This window comes from Clostridium frigidicarnis (genome assembly GCF_900111985.1).
GTDB lineage: Bacteria > Bacillota > Clostridia > Clostridiales > Clostridiaceae > Clostridium_Z > Clostridium_Z frigidicarnis.
The window spans coordinates 58,598-77,397 of the sequence record NZ_FOKI01000017.1 but is presented as its reverse complement, the minus strand read 5'-3'; the positions used below and the strand labels follow the sequence as shown (position 1 = coordinate 77,397).

Sequence of the window (18,800 nt, the reverse complement as noted above, 5' to 3'; positions counted from 1 at the left end):
TATGCTACAAGGTTTATATAATCGAAATTTAAAAGGATTGGACAGTGGCTTGGTACTACGTACCGATAACGGTAGTCAGTTTATTAGTGGTGTATTTGAAAAGGGATGTATGGATGAAAAAGTAGTTCATGAAAGGATTCCAGTAAGGAGTCCTAATTACAATGCTTTTATTGAGTCATATCACAGATATCTTCAAGAAGAGTGCCTTAATAATGAGATGTATTGGAGCTTAAAAGAGTTAGAAATTGATTTAAATGATTATGTTTATAGATATAACCATGAAAGGATACATTCCTCTATAGGATATGTATCCCCACATGAATATTATAAAAATAAAATTTCAGCTTAGCTTGAAATTTTGAGAAAACTTTAGAATGAGTAACTTTAGTCCAGATAGCGGGGAGCAACCCGAGGTTAAAAACCTCAGGTTTTCTAAAAAAATTTCTATTTTAGAAATCTTTTTAAAAAGATTTCATCCTTAGCTTGTCGCTTTTCACTTGCAACTCTCACTAAGGGTTATCCACAGATTTAAAATCTATAATATCCTCATAAAAATTTAAAACGAGGCTCTTTAATGCTTACTACTAAATTTTAAAATAGTAATTAACACTAAACTTGCCTCGTTTTATTATTTAATGATTAATTCTCATTCATTTAAACTTGCCACTTGCAACCCTCTCATAACTTATAGCCAGCTATTAAACTTCTTTATATATTTCATCTTTATAAACTGAGTTAAGAAACAATAAGCAAGTAATATAACAATTAAAAATGGGAAATAACTTAATGGCAATGCCTCAAGTCCAATTGATGCTCCAAAAGTTGTAAATGGTATACCTATTCCTACAATCATAATTATAGTTGTCAAAATAAGAACTGGTGTTGCTGCTCTACTTTGTATAAATGGAATTTTTCTAGTTCTTATCATATGAATTATTAATGTTTGAGATAATAATCCTTCTATAAACCATCCAGATTGAAATAGTCCTTGCATATCAACTGAATTTGCCTTAAATACATACCACATCAATATATACGTTGCTATATCAAATATTGAACTTATAGGTCCTATAAATAACATAAACTTTCCTATTTCCTTTGAATTCCACTTACGTGGTTTTTCTAAATATTCAGGATCCATTCTATCCCAAGGTATTGATACTTGTGATATATTATATAAAAGATTTTGAGTTAATAAATGTATTGGTAACATAGGTAAAAACGGTAAACATATACTCGCTACTAAAACACTAAATACATTACCAAAATTTGAACTTGCAGTCATTTTTATATATTTTATTATATTTCCAAATGTATTTCTGCCTTCTAAAACTCCGTTCTCTAAAACCATTAAATCTTTTTCTAATAATATTATATCTGCACTTTCTTTAGCTATATCTACTGCTGTATCAACAGATATTCCTACATCTGCATCATTTAACGCTATTGCATCATTTATGCCATCACCCATATATCCAACAGTGTGCCCATTTTCTTTTAAGACTCTTATTATTCTTGATTTTTCCATTGGAGATAATTTAGCAAAAACTGTTGTTCTTTCAGCTTCAAGTGCTAATTCTTTATCACTCATATTTTCTAATTCAGTTCCTAATATTATATGATTTACCTCTAATCCTACTTCACCACATATCTTCTTAGTTACTATTTCATTATCACCTGTTAGAATTTTTACATCTACCCCATGCTTCTTCAATGCACTTATTGCTAATGCAGCACTTTCCTTTGGTGGATCTAAAAATCCTATATATCCCATAAGGACCATATCACTCTCATCTTTTACTCCAAAGTTATTTTCATCTGGGATATCATTCTTTTGAGCAACCCCAATTACTCTCATACCCTCTTCATTTAAACTAGATACCATTGCGATTACTTCTTCTTTTACATCTGGTGTCAAAGGAACTATATTGCCCCTATACTCTGCAAATGAGCATATTGATAACATCTCTTCAATTGCACCTTTTGTTATAAGTTGTCTCTTTCCTTCATGGTCTTGTAACACAACTGACATTCTACGTCTTGTAAAGTCAAATGGTATTTCATCAACTTTTATATATTTTGTTTGTAAATCATTAAATCCTTTTTCATCGCCAAATTCTAAGATTGCTATATCCATTAAATTTCTAAGTCCAGTTTGGTAATGACTATTTAAATAAGCATGTCTTAAAATTCTATCATCGTCATTGCCATGTATATCTAAATGTCTTTCAACGATAATTTTATCTCTAGTTAATGTACCAGTTTTATCTGTACATAATATATCCATTGACCCAAAGTTTTGAATAGAACTTAAATTTTTCACAATAGTTTTTTTCTTTGAAAGTGCTATTGCACCCTTAGCTAAATTAGTTGTAACTATCATTGGTAACATTTCTGGAGTTAATCCAACTGCTACTGATATAGCAAATAATAAAGCTTCCAACCAATTTCCTTTAGATATGCCATTAACTACAAACACAATAGGAACCATTATTAACATAAATCTTATTAATAGCATACTTACATCATTTATGCCTGTTTCAAAGCTACTTTTAGATTTATGTGATACCATTTCTTTTGCCATTACTCCAAAGTAAGTATCTGATCCTGTAGCGATAACAACTGCTTTCGCAGTTCCGCTTACAACATTAGTACCAAGTAAACATATATTATTCAATTCACCAATTGATTTTGAACCATTTGAAATACAAGCATCTGATTGCTTTTCTATTGGCTCTGATTCACCAGTTAATGATGATTGACTAACAAATAAGTCCTTACATTCTATAATTCTTAAATCTGCTGGTATCATATCTCCTGCTGATAAACGAATTATATCTCCTGGAACTATATCAGCCATATCAACTTCAACAGCAGCTTTACCTTCTCTAACTACAGCTGTGGATGTTTTTATGAGTTCCTTTAATTTTTCTGCTGCTAATGTAGACTTATATTCCTGAACAAAATTTATTACACTACTAAGAATAACTATGGTCATAATAATTATTATAGTTTCATATGAAGCTTCTCCAGGTGCAGCTAAAACTACATCTGTAAAAAATGAAACCATTACTAATGCTAAGAGAATTAATGTAAATGGATTTAAAAATGTTTTTAAAAATTGTATTATAGCTGGAACTTTTTTTGTACTATTAACATAATTATGACCAACTGTATCGAACCTATTTTCAACCTCTCCCTGAGTTAATCCATCTTCGCTAGTGTTTAATTCCTTATAAATTGCTTTAATATCTTTCCTTGAAATTGAATTTAATAATTCAAGTGCTTTAAATTCCAAATTTTCTTTTGGGTTTCTTTTATTCATCATAACTCACTTACCTCCTAAAAAAGACAACAAGAAACTAAGGGTTAAAATATATATTTTTTTACCCGCTTATTGTACTTTTGATTTAAAACAAAACAATGTTCTGAATTTTAGAACATTTAGAATTACGTGTAGTAAAAAGAAACAGTTGAAAAGAAAAAGAAATGCTAATGATTTGAAAATTTGTATGTTCTTAATGAGCTAATGGAATACCTCATTAATTTACTTTGCACATATATATCCATATCAATCAAACATCCCTCCGGCCCTCCACCGTCTGAACTACTACTCCCGCTATATTCCAATTAACTCACCTCCTAAAAAATAAAAAATCCCCAATCAAACTCGAACATTGATTGAGGCATAATTAACCTATCGTTCTCGTTCAAGTTTTGGCTCTGTAAGGCTCGTGAAATTGCATTAGGTTAAGCCTTAATTTCGACCAAACCTGCTAACCAGTGCAGTATGTTTCCATACTTTTACGGCAGCAACCCATATCCTTATAGTAACCTCACCTACCGAGGTATATTAAATTGTACCATTTAAGTTTAATGCTTTTTATGAATTTTGTCAACATATGATGTATTAAAGTATTGTAAAATTAAATATTTTTTATGTTTAATTCTCTTATATTATATTTTATTCAAAATTTTATTTTTAGTGATAAAATATGTAAACATATCTTTGTAAAATTTTAAATTATTTTACTATATCCTTTTGAAGAATAGCCATTATTACTCCATCTTCAAGTTTGTTCTTTATAAAATCTCGTTCTCTTACAACCCCTTCTTTTGTAAACCCTGCTTTTTCAAGTACTTTTACAGAAGCATGGTTTCCTGGTGTAATAAATGATTCAATTCTATTTAAATTTATATAATTAAATCCAAAATCCACAATAGCCTTAACCATCTCAGTTGCATATCCTTTATTCCATTCACTTTGCATTAAGTCGTATCCTATTTCAGCTCTTCTAGCTTCAGGTTCAAAATGGCAAAGACAACAAATTCCAACTAATTTATTGGTTTCCTTCAATGCTATACCCCAAGTGATTTCCTCTTCAGCTTCAAATTCTTCTTTATATACATCTATAATTTTTCTTGCCTCTTCCTGAGATTCTATAGGTTCAAACCAATCGTATTTAGCAACTTCTTCATCACTAAATATTTGGTAAATCTCCTCTACATCTGATTTACTTACTTCTCTTAGAATTAATCTTTCTGTTTCCAATACATTAAAAACCTCAAAACATTTTGTATTCATATTATCCTCGCTTTCATTTCTTCACCCTTGTTTTAATATATTAATAATCTAATATATTAATTTGTTTAATTATATTCGTAAAACCTCTATTTGTACATAAAAAACTACACACTCTCATTATAAGAATGTGTAGTGTATGATTGATATTGTCTTTTTAATTTTCTTTAGCCAATTTCTCTAAATCAGCTATTATTGTGTTTACTAAGTCTAGCTTTCCCTGTGCATAATCTTTTTTGTCTATCCAATTTATACCTAGTTCTATACAATCCTTAGTTTCTTTATATTCACTTAATAATTTTACTAATTCTTCTCTCATAAAATTCCCACCCCATAATAACTATTTTTTAATAATTAATGTTATTATTCAACAGTAACTGACTTGGCTAAATTTCTTGGCTTGTCCACGTCGCATCCTTTTTGTACAGCCGTATAATAAGCTAATAGTTGTAGTGGTATTATAGCAAGTACTGGAGCTAATATATCTAATGTTTCAGGTATATATATTACTGAATCCATTGTCTTTTCAACTTCAGTATCTCCTTCATAAGCTATAGCCATTACTTTAGCACCTCTAGTTACAACTTCCTTAACGTTACTTATCATCTTATCTCTAAGTTTTCTTTGAGTTAATGATGTTATAACAACTGTTCCTTTTTCTATTAAAGCTATAGGACCATGTTTTAACTCCCCACCAGCATATGCATCAGAGTGTATATAAGTTAATTCCTTTAACTTTAAAGATGCTTCCATTGCTACTGCATAATCTAATCCTCTACCTAAGAAGAACATATCTTTTTCCATATAGTGTTTAGATGCAAATTTTTGTATCTCTTCTTTATTCTCTAGTATTCTTTCTACTTTTCCTGGTAACTCAATCATTTCTGCTTTTATTGCCTCTAACTCTTCTTTTTTCAATGTATTCTTTAAGGTAGCTATATGAAGTGCGAATGTATACATGGCTACAAGTTGAGTTATATAAGCCTTTGTTGATGCAACCGCTATTTCTGGTCCTGCCCATGTATATAATACATCATCTGCTTCTCTTGATACTGAACTACCAACAACGTTTGTCATAGCAAGAACTCTTGCTCCCTTTTTCTTACTGTCTCTTAAAACAGCTAAAGTATCCGCTGTTTCTCCTGATTGGCTTACAACTATTAATAAAGATTTTTCATTTATTAATGGATCTCTGTATCTGAATTCTGAAGCTATATCTACCTCTACTGGTATTTTAGCTAATTTTTCTATAACATATTTTCCAACAACTCCAGCATGATACGCAGTTCCGCAAGCAACTATATATACTCTATCTACTTCTTCTAGTTGCTCTTTAGTTAATGTTATTTTATCTAACTTTATTTCTTCACCTAATACTATTCTTGATGTCATAGTGTCCTTTAAAGCTTTTGGCTGCTCGTGTATTTCTTTTATTGTAAAATCTTCACATCCACCTTTTTCAGCAGCATCAGCATTCCAAGTTACATGATATATTTCTTTTTTAACTACTTCTTTATCCTCTGTTAAAAGTTCAACTCCGTCTTTTGTCATAACTACAAATTCTTTATCTTCTAAAAGATAAATGTTTCTTGTATGATTTAGTACAGCTGGAATATCTGAAGCTATAAAATATTCACCTTCTCCTACACCAACTATAAGCGGACTATCCTTTCTTACTGCAACAAGTTTATCTGGCTCATTAGTTGATATTACTCCTATAGCATAGCTTCCTTCCATTTTTCCAGTTGCTTTAATTACAGCATCAACTAAATCTCCTTTATAGTAATAATCCACAAGATTTGGTATTACTTCAGTATCAGTTTCTGATAAAAACTCATAACCCTTTGATATTAACCATTCTCTAAGTTTAAGGTAGTTTTCTATTATTCCGTTGTGAACTACACTTATTGTTCCTTTGCCATTTGAATGTGGGTGTGAATTTACATCTGATGGTTCCCCGTGAGTAGCCCATCTAGTATGTCCTATTCCGATTGATCCCTTAACAGGTTCTTTCTCTAATTTGTTTTCTAAATTTTTTAGTCTACCCTTGCATTTTTTAATCTCTATCTCATTATTATTAATTATTGCTACTCCAGCTGAATCGTATCCTCTATATTCTAATTTTGATAATCCCTCTACTAAAATTGGCGCTGCCTCTTTTTTTCCTAAAAATCCTACTATTCCACACATAATTAAACATCCTCTCTTTTTGTAAATTTTAAATTTTCTTTCTATTGTGTGCATAACAAATAAACTTGTAAAAACTATAATTTTCTTAAAATTAAGCACAATAAATAAGCCCTGAATATCCTAGTTTTTTCAAGCAAAGTATATAAATTAATAAAATTGTATAACAAAAAATAATATTGGAAATTACTTAAAGAAAGGTTTTAACACCGCATTGAGTCTGTACCAAAAATCACTTCTTGGGTTTCTCAATGTTTAACGGTAGTGTTTTACCGCAGGGCATCCGCCGAAAATTTCGATACTCCCTATCCTCGTCAACTTAAACAATTAAACAAAAGCTTGTCTATAAATCCAATGTGGACTTTTATAATTTAAGTTCTGGCGCTTTATTATTTATGAGTTTTAAGATAAACCTTACTAAATCCCTCTAACCCATTTTTTTATTTTCCTAATAACATTATATTCACTTATCGCAAATGTTTCAACTAAAATTTAAATAAATTTTTTAGAAGTATTATATTTCCTATCTTTATATGCACTTTAAATTCATATGAAAATATAGTTTTGTAATATCAAAGAATGTTTTATATGTACATCCTTTGACAAATTTCACATCCTCTAATATGAATTTTCAAAATTTATTTCTTTCATTTCTTTATTAATATAGTCTTGTAACTTATCATTTGCAACTCTCTCTCTAATTAAAAATTTCTCTAAACTTAAACTTCATCATCATTTTATAATCAAAAATTTTTATACTTTTCTATACAACTAAAAATAAAGTGCTTTGCTGATTTAATTTTTAATTCAAAAATTAAAAGTGCTGCCTTTTTAAATGATTTTTAATCATTTGAAAGACAGCTCCTTTGTTATTTATTTTACTTTTTCCTCAATCATTTTTGCTAATTTATGAGCCATTTTATCTATTTCTTCTTGATTTTCGCCTTCTAGCATTACTCTAACTAATGGTTCTGTACCTGACGGTCTTATTAGAACTCTTCCTACTCCATGTAATGCATCTTCAATTTTATTTATTTCATTTTTTATTTCTTCATCTACTTCATGTATATTTTTCTTATCATTAGGAACTTTTGCATTAACTAATACTTGTGGAAGTTCTTTCATCATAGAAGCAAGTTCTGATAAAGTTTTACCATTTTTCTTAACTATTGCAGCAAGTTGAAGACCTGTTAAAAGTCCATCTCCAGTAGTATTATAATCTAAGAAAATAACATGACCTGATTGCTCTCCACCTAATTTATAGTCATTTTTTATCATCTCTTCAAGTACGTATCTATCTCCAACTTTAGTTTTTATAGGTACTATACCTTCCTTTTTCATGGCTATATCAAGACCTAAATTACTCATTACTGTTACAACTAATGCATTATCCTTAAGTCTTCCTTGTTTTTTTAATTCTTTAGCACATATACTTAATATATAGTCTCCATTTATAAGGTTTCCTTTTTCATCTACAGCCAGACATCTATCAGCATCTCCATCAAAAGCAAGACCTAAGTCACAGCCTTTTTTAACAACATACTCCATAAGTTCTTCTGGATGTGTTGATCCACAATTTTTATTAATGTTAATTCCATCTGGGTCATTATTTATAACAACAACCTCTGCTCCTAAGTCTCTAAATGTTTCAACTGCTGATTCATAAGCAGATCCATTAGCACAATCTAAAGCTATCTTTACACCTTTAAAATCAACATTTATAGACGATTTAACATATTCTATGTAATCTTCAAGTGCTGACTCTTCAATTCTCTTTCTTCCAACTTCTCCACCCTGTGGAACTGGTACTGATTCAAAGTTAGTCTCTATTACATTTTGTATAGCATCCTCTAACTCATCTGAAAGCTTATATCCTTTATTGTCAAAGAATTTTATACCATTATACTCCACTGGATTGTGGGATGCTGAAATCATAATCCCTGCATCAGCCCCTAATTTTCTTGTTAAATATGCTATAGCTGGTGTAGGAACTACTCCAACACATACAGCCTCTGCTCCAAAAGAAAGTATTCCTGCAACTAAAGCTGATTCTAACATATCTCCTGATATTCTTGTATCCATACCAACAAGTATCTTAGGTTTATGTGTTCCCTCTGTTAACACATAAGCACCAGCTCTTCCTAAATTATAAGCAAGATTTGCTGTTAATTCTATATTTGCAATTCCTCTTACTCCATCGGTTCCAAACATTCTACCCATGTTATATTACCTCACTCTTTTAAATTCTTTCACTTAAAAAATTCTATATATAATTATATTACACATTATAATGTTTAACAATAACACACAAGAGGAACTTATTTAAAGTTCCTCTTTGTACTATGGCTAAACTCGTTGGTTTGGTTGTTAAAATAGAAATATAATTTTAATTTGTAAATATGTGGTATAGTATTGTTATAGTTTATAAATTAACTTAAAAAGGAGACATATATTATGGTTTATAATTTGCTCATTATTTTTGTAACAGTAGCTATATTTATTTACTTAATAGGTCTTTATTATTTTTTCAAACAAAACTATAACAATTTTTTTGTAGGTTTAACAGTAGGTAAAAATAATATAATTTTACTGAAATCAAATAAACTAAATCAAAAAGACCATAAAAAAGTTAAATTTATACTAACTGTTAGTACTGTATTATTAATAGTTTTAGATTTATCAATAGTATACTTTTTTAAATCAGATCATGAAAACATTAAATTTAGTATAATTATATTAATGTATTTAGTTACAGTTATTTCAAAGAAATGTATTCAAAAAATAAGAGGAGTATAATAAAAAAAATTATACTCCTCTTATTTTTTAAGCTGCAGTTATTGTAGCTGGTACATACATACGGCACATTCAAATAAATAACAAGTCATTTTAATATTTTTCATGTTCTTCTACTAAAGCATCATCATTTATTATTAATTCTTCAGTATATTCTACTCGTTTTACCTTGCATCCTTTTCCTATTGTAACTATTTTTCCCCTTATAATATTACAACTTGTAAACTCTATATCAACATTATCTCCTTCTATAACTTCTGTTGTAAGTTTTGGTCGGCCATAACCCTTAAACAGTAATACCCTTAGAATTCCCATCCCTCCATCACCTTGCTTTATTGATATATTTTGCCCACCTATCTCCTTAACATAATTGTTACCTGTCACAGCTATATCTATATTGTCAGCACTCAATAAACCTTCTATCTTAAATACTCCCCTTGATTTTACATAATCAGAATTACAGTCACCATTAACCTTTAAGCTTCCATATATATCTATATTTTTTGTGTTTATTGAATTTTCACAAGTCATACTACCCAATATTTTTACATATTCACTATCAGATATCTCATTTACTTTAGCACTTCCGCTAACTTTAAACTCTTTTCCTTTAACCGATCTATTAATTGTAGTTGAACCTGTTACTTTAAAGTCTACACAATCTAGATTTCCATCAATTACACAACTTCCACTTATTTTCCCAGTATCTGTTTTTACGTCGCCTGATATTTTTCCCGATCCGCTTATTGACATAGTGTTACAAATAACATCTCCATTAATTTTTCCTGATCCCGATATACTTACAGTGCCAAATTCTCCCCCATTTAATGATGATGAACCTGATATTTTTAAATCATCTAAATCTTTTTTCATAATATACTCTCCTTCTCTTCTATAATTTTATAATTTCATCAACAATTGATGAAGGATGCACTTCTAAATGATTTGAATACTGTAACTTTTCTATTTTACAATTTGGTCCTACTTCTATATCTCTGCCAGTAATAAAATTAGCCTTAACATTGTTTACCTTTATATTGTCTGCTTCTATGCTTTCCGTTTCAAATCCATTGTAAACTTTAAAAGAAGATAAGATACTATCTTTTATCTTTGAAAAAATAGATATATCGGTTTCCTTTCCCCCTCCAATAGTAACGTTAGCTCCACCGATTTCCTTAATATATGATCCTACTATTGAATCTATTATAATATTGTCCCCATTTAACATCCCATTAATTTTTATAAATCCCTCTAAATTTAAATCATCAACATTTAAATCATTACTTATTATTAGTCCACCATTCACTTTTATATTAATACATGAGATACTTCCATCAACTCTTACCATTCCATCATTATCTAAAACATCACCTTTAGCATTTCCAACAATCTTAAGTGAACCATTTATCTTAGCCTTTTCAAAATACAAACCATCTATTATTTTTGCAACTCCATCAACACACAATTCTTCACATTTAATCTCACCTTCAAATGTAGCCATCCCATCAACATCAATGTTTTTAGCATTAATTTTACCTTTAACTTTAAACTTTCCATCAATATTTAATTCATCACACCTTAAATCACCATTACACGTGCCTATACCATCTATATTTACTTCTCCATATTCGCCACCATTAAATCTTGATATGCCATCTATATTTATATTGTTCATTAATAGCACTACCCCTCTATCTTTAATTTTAATTGCTCAACAAACTTGTTTATGAAAGTTTGAATCACTATTTTACAGTCTTCATCAACCATGAATTCACCATCTATTTCACCAGCTAACCAAAACCCTACTCCAAACTTTCTAATTAATATAACTTTACAATCATATTGCTTTGGTTTTAATGTTTTTAACATTAGTATCAAGCTTTTGCCTTCATCAAATGTTATTTCTCCTGACTTTAATAATGCTTCCAATATATAAGGTATTAATATATTATCAAAATCAAACTTATCCAAACATCCACATACTTCTTCGTACATATTAATTGTTCTTTGTGAAAGTATGCCTCTTTCCATTAGATCTTCTTTAGATATATTTATATTAGCTGGCTTAGCTGAAAACATATCTGCTAATTCATCTAAGGAAAGCTTATCCTTCATTTCTTTTATTTTATCTATTCTCTCTAGTATTTTATCCTTTGGAAAGTATGTCTCCTGCCCAGTATAACTAGCTTTTTTTATGAACCACTCTTCTGGTATTATATTCTTTCTTTTCCATCTATATAATTGTCCATAAGATATTTCTGTTAAATCCAAAAGGTCCTTTTTAGATATTAATTCATCCATTACTCCACCTCCTACTTTTAGTGTAACAAAACATTGTTACGTTGTAAAATATTTATTTTGTAACATTTGTTAATTAACTTTAAACAACTATCTATAGAGTCTAATATTTCATAAAGTTATCCACAAATTCAAAATCTATAATAACAAAAGTGGCTGCTCAATACTATAATTGATAATTGACAGTTGTTGTTGAAAATAACAGATTTTCTTTATTAAGATTTTTTTATTTTAGAAATCTTATTAAGAAGATTTCATCCAACATTTCAATTGTAAATTCTCAATTCAAAAACCCTTTAACCCTAAGTTTTATGAGCATTTTAGGATTAAAAATTTCTATAATTTCTATACATAAAAAAAGGAACACTCTAAAAAGTATTCCTTTTCTATTAATGATTAATCCTTAATCATTAACCTTATTGTCTATATCTTCTCTTACCTTAGCTATAAAATCATTTAAGCTTAATGAACCTAAGTCCTCTCCTCTTCTTCTAAGAGATACTTCACCATTCTCCGCTTCCTTTTCCCCTACTATGGCAAGATAAGGTACTCTATCCATTCTAGCTTCTCTTATTTTATAACCTATTTTTTCTGCTCTATAGTCTACTTCAACTCTTATTCCTCTATTTTTTAAGTCTTTCATAACTTTTTCTGCATAATCATGATACTTTTCTGATATAGGTAGAACCTTAACTTGAGTTGGGCATAACCATACTGGGAATGCACCAGCATATTTTTCTATAAGCATTGCTAAAGTTCTTTCATAACATCCAAGTGAACTTCTATGAATTATAAATGGTCTCTTCTTATTTCCATCACCATCTACATAACTCATATCAAATCTATCAGCTAATGCAAAATCAAGCTGTATTGTTATTATTGTATCTTCTTTTCCATGAACATTTTTAAACTGAATATCTAACTTTGGTCCATAGAATGCTGCTTCACCATCAGCCTCTTTATAGTCTATTTTTAATTCATCTAATATTGTTTTCATTTCTTTTTGTGTACTTTCCCAAGCCTCTGGGTTATTTATATACTTTTCTGTATTGTTTGGATCCCATTTTGAGAATCTATAACTTACAGAATCTTCTATTCCTAATGTAGTCATTATATATTTTACTAAATCTACAGTATCTTTAAACTCATCCCTTACTTGGTCTGGTCTACATATTATATGTCCATCAGATAAAGTAAATTGTCTTATTCTTATAAGTCCATGCATTTCTCCTGATGATTCTTTTCTACAAAGTGTAGATGTCTCACCATATCTTATAGGAAGATCTCTATAACTGTGTTGTTCTGCTTTATATATTAAATATTGGAATGGGCATGTCATTGGTCTTAAAGAAAGAACCTCTTCATCATTCTCCTCATCTCCAAGTACAAACATTCCATCCTTATAATGATCCCAGTGTCCTGAAACCTTATATAAATCACTTTTAGCCATTATAGGTGTCTTAGTAAGTACATATCCTCTACTCTCTTCAGTATCTTCAATCCATCTTTGAAGAGTTTGAATTATTTTAGCACCTTTAGGCATTATTAGTGGTAATCCTTGGCCTACTATTTCTGATGTTGTAAATATTCCCAATTCTCTTCCTAATTTATTATGATCTCTTTTTTTAGCTTCTTCCTTCATCTTTAAGAACTCTTCTAAATCAGATGCCTTTGTAAATGCTGTTCCATATATTCTTGTTAACATTTTATTCTTTTCGTCACCTCTCCAGTACGCACCTGTAAGCATTGTTAGTTTAAATGCTTTAACTGGTTTAGTTGTTATAAGATGAGGTCCTGCACATAAATCAACAAAGTCACCCATCTTATAGAAAGATATAATTTCATCTTCTGGTAAATCATTTATAAGTTCTACCTTATAATCCTCACCCTTTTCTTCCATAAGTTTTAAAGCTTCTTGTCTTGGAAGTGTAAATCTCTCTATAGCTATATTTTCTTTAACTATTTTCTTCATTTCAGCTTCTATTTTAGTTAAATCTTCTTGAGTTAACTGTATATCTATATCTATATCATAATAAAATCCTTCATCTATTGAAGGTCCTATTGCAAGTTTTGCACTAGGATATAATCTCTTTATAGCTTGCGCTAATATATGAGATGCTGTATGTCTAAATGCCTGTTGACCTTCCTCATCATTAAAAGTTACTATGCTAACTTCACTATCTTTATCTATTTCAAATCTTAAATCCTCTACTCTTCCATCAACTATTCCTGCACAAGCAACTCTAGCTAAACCTTCGCTTATATCTTTTGCTAAAGCTAATATGGATACTTTGTTTTCATATTCTTTTACTGATCCATCTTTTAAAGTTATTTTTATCATAATAATTTCTCCCTTCTCTACTGTTAATAAATAAAAAAAGCCCCCGTCCCTTTCTAATTAAAGAAAGGGACGAGAGCATACTATTCTTCTCGTGGTTCCACCCTAATTCACCTATATAGGTCTCATTAAAAGCATATAACGGTGCTAACCGTACTGGATTAGAGCCCCTCCAAGGTAGTTTTCATTTATGGTCATTTAGGATTAATTACAGCTACATAATCCCTCTCTGGAAACGATTTTCATAAATTACTGTCCTCTTCATCGGATTTTCTTTTTAAATTTACTTAATATTTTGTATAATACACATTATACACTTTTTTTTTACTTATGTGAAGTTTTTTATTTTAGGCACATTCAAAAAACAACAAGTCAGTATGCTAGTCTATTTTGTGTCATGTGCCTTAAACAAAAGCAAATAATTCTAGATACATATGAAACTCTTTTGCATTTTCTTTCATCATTAATGTGTTTATTATTTCTTTCTTTATTTTAACTTTTATTTCTAAAGGATTAGATTTCAAATTCTTTAATGAACTTCTTATCCCCTTGTTTTTTATGTTTTTTAAAAGATTTATTTCTGATTCATCTAAATGTCTTTTCATAATAAATATAGGAATCATTTCTACTCCCGAATCAATAGCATCTAGCAAAATATTCCATGCAATATCTTGGTTACATATATATTTTTTACTTATCTTTAAAAACGCTATAGCATAGGCTGTTCCTATAGCATTTCTATTATATCCACTTTGAAATATAGGCATGCTATTAAGTATTTTCCTAAACTCTTCCCTGGTATCAATTAATATTAGCTCTCTTTGTTTTTCATCATAAGTCTTTTTCATGGATTTTTTTAATGGCCCTTCAACATATGGTAATAACTTTAATATTTTTTCATACTTTTTCTTATCCTCATATTCATTTATTATTTGTTCCATAGTTCTATCCCCATATTATTATTTAGGCATAAAAAAATAATAGTCCACAGATTCCAAAAATATTAATCTATTATTTTTTGAAGATACCTTACTCTATAATTACTATATGTTAAAAAATATATGTTGTTATATTTTTTAACTTTCATTTCCTTGTTGTGTATTCATTCCTCCACTTGGATTAGTAAGCTCTCTCATATTCATATTTTTTATTTCATCATATATATGTGATGTTGGTATAATCCAAACTTCCCCAGTTCCTCTAAAAACATTTAAAAAGCCTTCTCCACTTGTACCACTTCCTATTAATGTTTTTGCAGATTTTTCAACTGAAAATTCTATTCTTCCACTTCTTAATATTGCAAAATTTCCATCTATCTTTAATGTCTCATTAATAAGTTTTACCTTTATAACTTCACTTTCTGGAACTGGCAATTCAAGTACCGCTATACCACTTCCACTTAGTTTAGTTTGAAACAGTCCTTCTTTACCAAAAAATGCTGATGATAAAGTTTTTTGTGCTGCAACGCCAACCTGCACACCTTCCTCACATGCATAAAACAATCCATCATCAACAATTATATCCTCATCTTCTAACTCAATTAAAGAATAATGCCCAAATGATGGTTCTAAAAATATTTCTCCTGTTCCATAATATAATGGTTTAAATGCAGTTTCATTGGTTAATGTCTTAGATAAAATCTTTTTCCCCATACCTAATATTCCACCAAGCTTACTATCAATTGTTATATCACCCTTCATAAACTGAAGCGCTCCAGACTCTAATCTAACTGCCGCATCCTTTATAAATATCCTCACTTGTCTAAGTCTAATATGTGCATCTTTCATAATTGATAAAGAAAATGCTGTATCTATACTCTTTCCACCTCTTAGCTCATCATACTCCAAAACTTGAAAAACACTATCTAATCCTACCATCTCATCTATCTTAGTTAAGTTATTTTTACTCTTACAACTTGTCCTCATGTAAATACCTCCATTAAGATTACTTTATTTAAATTATCGTCTAATATAAAAAATGTATTCACAATTTTAAAAATTAAAATAAAATTCTGTGGATTGTTTTTATAAAATTGTGTACAATTATTTTTTTATGCTTTAAACACCAATACTTATCCACATAAATCAATTTTAAATTAAACTGTCCGATATTTTTGAGAGTGACAAGTTACAACTTGTCACTAATTAAAACATTTTTAACTATCATAATTATAGTTATTAACACATAAAAAAGGGATAAACAATAAAAATTTATCATCTATCCCTTATTATATATTATTTTACGTAAGAAGCTCCAACTTCTAAAGCTGTCTTATTTAATTCATAGAACTTTTCTTTTCCATGAGCCTTAAGCGCTCCTAATAATACTTCCATATCTACAATTTTAGTTTTAGCAACCAATGCTCCTAAAAGAACCATGTTTGCTATTTTTGGTGATCCAAGTTTTGTAGCCTCTGTTTGAGCTGGTATTTTTAGAATCTCAACATCTGTTCTTTGTGGATCTCTTGTAACTAAGTCACAATCCATTATTAATAATCCATTTTTCTTTATAGTATCTTCAAATTTATCTAAAGAAGGTCTGTTCATTACTATTAATGAATCTGGAGTTATAACTATTGGAGATCCAACTGAATCATCTGTTAGTATAACTGAACAGTTTGCAGTACCTCCTCTCATTTCTGGACCATATGATGGTAACCATGAAACACTCATATTAGCATCCATTCCTGCATAAGCTAAGAATTTAGCCATTGAAAGTATACCTTGTCCCCCAAAACCTGCAAATAACATTTCTTGAGTTGCCATACTATTTCACCTCCCCAGTTGTGTCCTTTTTAACTCCAAGTGGATAATGAGGCATCATATTGTCTCTTAACCACTGTAAGGACTCTTGTGTATTTAATCCCCAGTTAGTTGGGCATATTGATAATACCTCTACTAAAGAGAATCCTTTTCCAGCTATAGCATTTTCAAAAGCTTTCTTAATAGCCTTTTTAGCTTTTATTACATTTGGAACACTATCAACTGATACTCTTTCCACATAACAGGCACCATCTAAAGTTGATATCATTTCTGATACTCTTATTGGATGTCCTTGTACCTTAACATCTCTTCCATATGGAGTAGTTTCTGTAACTTGTCCTGGTAATGTAGTTGGAGCCATTTGACCACCTGTCATTCCATAAATACAGTTGTTTACGAAGATAGTTACTATGTTTTCTCCTCTTGTAGCAGCATGAACTATTTCTGCTGTACCTATAGCAGCTAAGTCTCCATCTCCTTGATATGTGAATACAACTGAATCTGGATTAGATCTTTTTATTCCTGTAGCAACAGCAGGTGCTCTACCATGAGCTGCTTCAAACATATCACATGCAAAATACTCATAAGCAAGTACTGAACATCCAACAGGAGCAACTCCTATAGTTTTATCAACAACATCTAATTCGTCTAAAACCTCTCCCACTAATCTATGAATTGTACCATGAGTACATCCTGGACAGTAGTGAGTTGGCTTATCAAGTATCGCTTTAGTTGGTTCAAATACGATAGCCATTATTTAGCACCTCCTACTATTTCCTTAACTTTATCTAAGATTTCTGCTGGTGTTGGAACCATACCACCTGATCTTCCGTAAAAACCTACAGGTTTTTTTCCATTTACAGAAAGTCTTACATCTTCAACCATTTGTCCACAACTCATTTCTACTGATAAATATCCGTGTTTTGTTTTATCAATAGTTTTATCAAATGCTTCTTGTGGGAATGGCCATAATGTTATAGGTCTTACTAATCCTAATTTTATTCCTTCTTTAGCAGCAAGCTTTATAACATTTTTGCATATTCTTGAAGTTGTTCCGTAAGCAACCATTATTAAGTCACACTCTTCTTCGCAGTTAAACACTTCATATTTAACTTCAGTCTTCTTTATCTCAGCATATTTAGCTTGTAATTTTTCATTATGCAATTCTAACTCTTCTGGTTTCAAAAACAAAGAATTTATTACATTATGTTGTTTTCTTCCATGTAGACCATTAGCAGCCCAAGAAGCTTTCTCTGGTAATTCTCTAGCTTGTACATCTCTAAACTCAACTGGTTCCATCATTTGTCCAAGCATTCCATCTCCCATAACCATTACAGGAGTTCTATATATATCAGCTACATCAAAAGCTTCTTGGATTATATCTGCCATTTCTTGTATTGATGCTGGTGCATATACTGGCATATTAAAATCTCCATGAGCTCCTCCCTTTGTTGCTTGGAAGTAATCTGATTGAGCTGGTTGAATTCCACCAAGACCAGGGCCTCCTCTAACTATGTTGATTATAACACAAGGAAGTTCTGCTCCTGCTATATAAGATATTCCTTCTGCTTTTAAGCTTATTCCAGGTGATGATGATGATGTCATACATCTAACGCCTGTACCAGCTGCTCCATAAACCATATTCACAGCTGCTATTTCACTTTCTGCTTGTAAAAATACTCTATTTATTTTTGGCATTCTTTTTGATAAGTATGCCGCTACTTCTGTTTGTGGTGTTATTGGATATCCGAAGAAACATTTACAGCCCGCTTTAACGGCTGCCTCACCTATAGCTTCGGTTCCTTTCATTAAAACCTTATCTCCCATTTTTATCTCTCCC

At 30.2% G+C, this 18,800-nt stretch carries 17 protein-coding genes, 1 riboswitch and 1 other annotated feature; of the genes, 2 read left to right on the top strand and 15 right to left on the bottom strand.

The features are described 5' to 3' along the window. On the top strand, window positions 1-349 hold a 349-nt coding region (locus BM119_RS11570; RefSeq protein WP_143087322.1), incomplete at its 5' end, for an integrase core domain-containing protein. Window positions 350-685: 336 nt separating this feature from the next. Here BM119_RS11570 and mgtA read toward each other — a convergent pair. The 6 genes from mgtA to glmM all read right to left on the bottom strand — a co-directional run bounded on the left by mgtA (window position 686) and on the right by glmM (window position 8,989). Then, entirely contained in the window at window positions 686-3,328 is a 2,643-nt protein-coding gene (gene mgtA / locus BM119_RS11565) for a magnesium-translocating P-type ATPase (protein ID WP_090041634.1), read from the bottom strand. 164 nt (window positions 3,329-3,492) lie between these two features. Continuing rightward, window positions 3,493-3,630 (bottom strand): hypothetical protein, encoded by a 138-nt coding sequence (locus BM119_RS19900; protein ID WP_177199400.1) that lies wholly within the window; start codon window positions 3,628-3,630, stop codon window positions 3,493-3,495. 64 nt (window positions 3,631-3,694) lie between these two features. Next, window positions 3,695-3,855: riboswitch (M-box (ykoK) riboswitch) on the bottom strand. Between the two features lie 169 nt (window positions 3,856-4,024). After that, window positions 4,025-4,585 (bottom strand): GNAT family N-acetyltransferase, encoded by a 561-nt coding sequence (locus tag BM119_RS11560; RefSeq protein ID WP_090041633.1) that lies wholly within the window; start codon window positions 4,583-4,585, stop codon window positions 4,025-4,027. A gap of 154 nt (window positions 4,586-4,739) precedes the next feature. After that, window positions 4,740-4,901 (bottom strand): hypothetical protein, encoded by a 162-nt coding sequence (locus BM119_RS19895; RefSeq protein WP_177199399.1) that lies wholly within the window; start codon window positions 4,899-4,901, stop codon window positions 4,740-4,742. Between the two features lie 44 nt (window positions 4,902-4,945). Then, entirely contained in the window at window positions 4,946-6,772 is a 1,827-nt protein-coding gene (gene glmS / locus BM119_RS11555) for a glutamine--fructose-6-phosphate transaminase (isomerizing) (RefSeq protein WP_090041630.1), read from the bottom strand. Between the two features lie 870 nt (window positions 6,773-7,642). After that, a complete protein-coding gene (glmM, locus tag BM119_RS11550; RefSeq protein ID WP_090041629.1) occupies window positions 7,643-8,989 on the bottom strand; it encodes a phosphoglucosamine mutase in 1,347 nt (448 codons plus the stop codon). Between the two features lie 234 nt (window positions 8,990-9,223). On the opposite strand from glmM, the gene BM119_RS11545 reads away from it, so the two are divergent. After that, window positions 9,224-9,565 (top strand): hypothetical protein, encoded by a 342-nt coding sequence (locus BM119_RS11545; protein WP_090041627.1) that lies wholly within the window; start codon window positions 9,224-9,226, stop codon window positions 9,563-9,565. A 90-nt stretch (window positions 9,566-9,655) separates the two neighbouring features. On the opposite strand, the gene BM119_RS11540 is transcribed toward BM119_RS11545, so the two are convergent. The 9 genes from BM119_RS11540 to BM119_RS11500 form a co-directional block, all read right to left on the bottom strand. Beyond that, window positions 9,656-10,435 carry a polymer-forming cytoskeletal protein gene (locus BM119_RS11540; protein WP_090041625.1) on the bottom strand — a complete coding sequence of 260 codons (780 nt, stop codon included), beginning with the start codon at window positions 10,433-10,435 and terminating at the stop codon, window positions 9,656-9,658. A 19-nt stretch (window positions 10,436-10,454) separates the two neighbouring features. Continuing rightward, the gene (locus BM119_RS11535; RefSeq protein WP_090041623.1) at window positions 10,455-11,237 is read right to left on the bottom strand and encodes a polymer-forming cytoskeletal protein; all 783 of its coding nucleotides are present in this window, start codon (window positions 11,235-11,237) and stop codon (window positions 10,455-10,457) included. Between the two features lie 8 nt (window positions 11,238-11,245). Then, window positions 11,246-11,863, bottom strand: a complete 618-nt coding sequence (locus BM119_RS11530) for a YhbD family protein (protein WP_090041621.1) — start codon at window positions 11,861-11,863, stop codon at window positions 11,246-11,248. 400 nt (window positions 11,864-12,263) lie between these two features. After that, complete coding sequence (thrS, locus tag BM119_RS11525) at window positions 12,264-14,201, bottom strand: threonine--tRNA ligase (protein ID WP_090041619.1); 1,938 nt, start codon at window positions 14,199-14,201, stop codon at window positions 12,264-12,266. A gap of 62 nt (window positions 14,202-14,263) precedes the next feature. Further along, window positions 14,264-14,472 (bottom strand) — a binding site (T-box leader). A 130-nt stretch (window positions 14,473-14,602) separates the two neighbouring features. After that, complete coding sequence (locus BM119_RS11520; protein WP_090041617.1) at window positions 14,603-15,139, bottom strand: hypothetical protein; 537 nt, start codon at window positions 15,137-15,139, stop codon at window positions 14,603-14,605. 135 nt (window positions 15,140-15,274) lie between these two features. Further along, window positions 15,275-16,123 (bottom strand): AIM24 family protein, encoded by an 849-nt coding sequence (locus BM119_RS11515; RefSeq protein ID WP_090041612.1) that lies wholly within the window; start codon window positions 16,121-16,123, stop codon window positions 15,275-15,277. Between the two features lie 309 nt (window positions 16,124-16,432). Next, window positions 16,433-16,963 carry a 2-oxoacid:acceptor oxidoreductase family protein gene (locus BM119_RS11510; protein WP_090041610.1) on the bottom strand — a complete coding sequence of 177 codons (531 nt, stop codon included), beginning with the start codon at window positions 16,961-16,963 and terminating at the stop codon, window positions 16,433-16,435. Between the two features lies 1 nt (window position 16,964). Continuing rightward, a complete protein-coding gene (locus tag BM119_RS11505) occupies window positions 16,965-17,714 on the bottom strand; it encodes a thiamine pyrophosphate-dependent enzyme (protein ID WP_090041608.1) in 750 nt (249 codons plus the stop codon). Further along, entirely contained in the window at window positions 17,714-18,787 is a 1,074-nt protein-coding gene (locus BM119_RS11500; RefSeq protein WP_090041606.1) for a 3-methyl-2-oxobutanoate dehydrogenase subunit VorB, read from the bottom strand. Before BM119_RS11500 ends, BM119_RS11505 begins: the two co-directional genes overlap by 1 nt. Window positions 18,788-18,800: the final 13 nt, after the last annotated feature.

Coding starts and splice junctions, on each gene's coding strand:
- mgtA (WP_090041634.1), bottom strand. CDS start 3,328: ATGATGAATAAAAGAAACCCAAAAGAAAATTTGGAATTTAAAGCACTT.
- BM119_RS11560 (WP_090041633.1), bottom strand. CDS start 4,585: ATGAATACAAAATGTTTTGAGGTTTTTAATGTATTGGAAACAGAAAGA.
- BM119_RS19895 (WP_177199399.1), bottom strand. CDS start 4,901: ATGAGAGAAGAATTAGTAAAATTATTAAGTGAATATAAAGAAACTAAG.
- glmS (WP_090041630.1), bottom strand. CDS start 6,772: ATGTGTGGAATAGTAGGATTTTTAGGAAAAAAAGAGGCAGCGCCAATT.
- glmM (WP_090041629.1), bottom strand. CDS start 8,989: ATGGGTAGAATGTTTGGAACCGATGGAGTAAGAGGAATTGCAAATATA.
- BM119_RS11545 (WP_090041627.1), top strand. CDS start 9,224: ATGGTTTATAATTTGCTCATTATTTTTGTAACAGTAGCTATATTTATT.
- BM119_RS11540 (WP_090041625.1), bottom strand. CDS start 10,435: ATGAAAAAAGATTTAGATGATTTAAAAATATCAGGTTCATCATCATTA.
- BM119_RS11535 (WP_090041623.1), bottom strand. CDS start 11,237: ATGAACAATATAAATATAGATGGCATATCAAGATTTAATGGTGGCGAA.
- BM119_RS11530 (WP_090041621.1), bottom strand. CDS start 11,863: ATGGATGAATTAATATCTAAAAAGGACCTTTTGGATTTAACAGAAATA.
- thrS (WP_090041619.1), bottom strand. CDS start 14,201: ATGATAAAAATAACTTTAAAAGATGGATCAGTAAAAGAATATGAAAAC.
- BM119_RS11520 (WP_090041617.1), bottom strand. CDS start 15,139: ATGGAACAAATAATAAATGAATATGAGGATAAGAAAAAGTATGAAAAA.
- BM119_RS11515 (WP_090041612.1), bottom strand. CDS start 16,123: ATGAGGACAAGTTGTAAGAGTAAAAATAACTTAACTAAGATAGATGAG.
- BM119_RS11510 (WP_090041610.1), bottom strand. CDS start 16,963: ATGGCAACTCAAGAAATGTTATTTGCAGGTTTTGGGGGACAAGGTATA.
- BM119_RS11505 (WP_090041608.1), bottom strand. CDS start 17,714: ATGGCTATCGTATTTGAACCAACTAAAGCGATACTTGATAAGCCAACT.
- BM119_RS11500 (WP_090041606.1), bottom strand. CDS start 18,787: ATGGGAGATAAGGTTTTAATGAAAGGAACCGAAGCTATAGGTGAGGCA.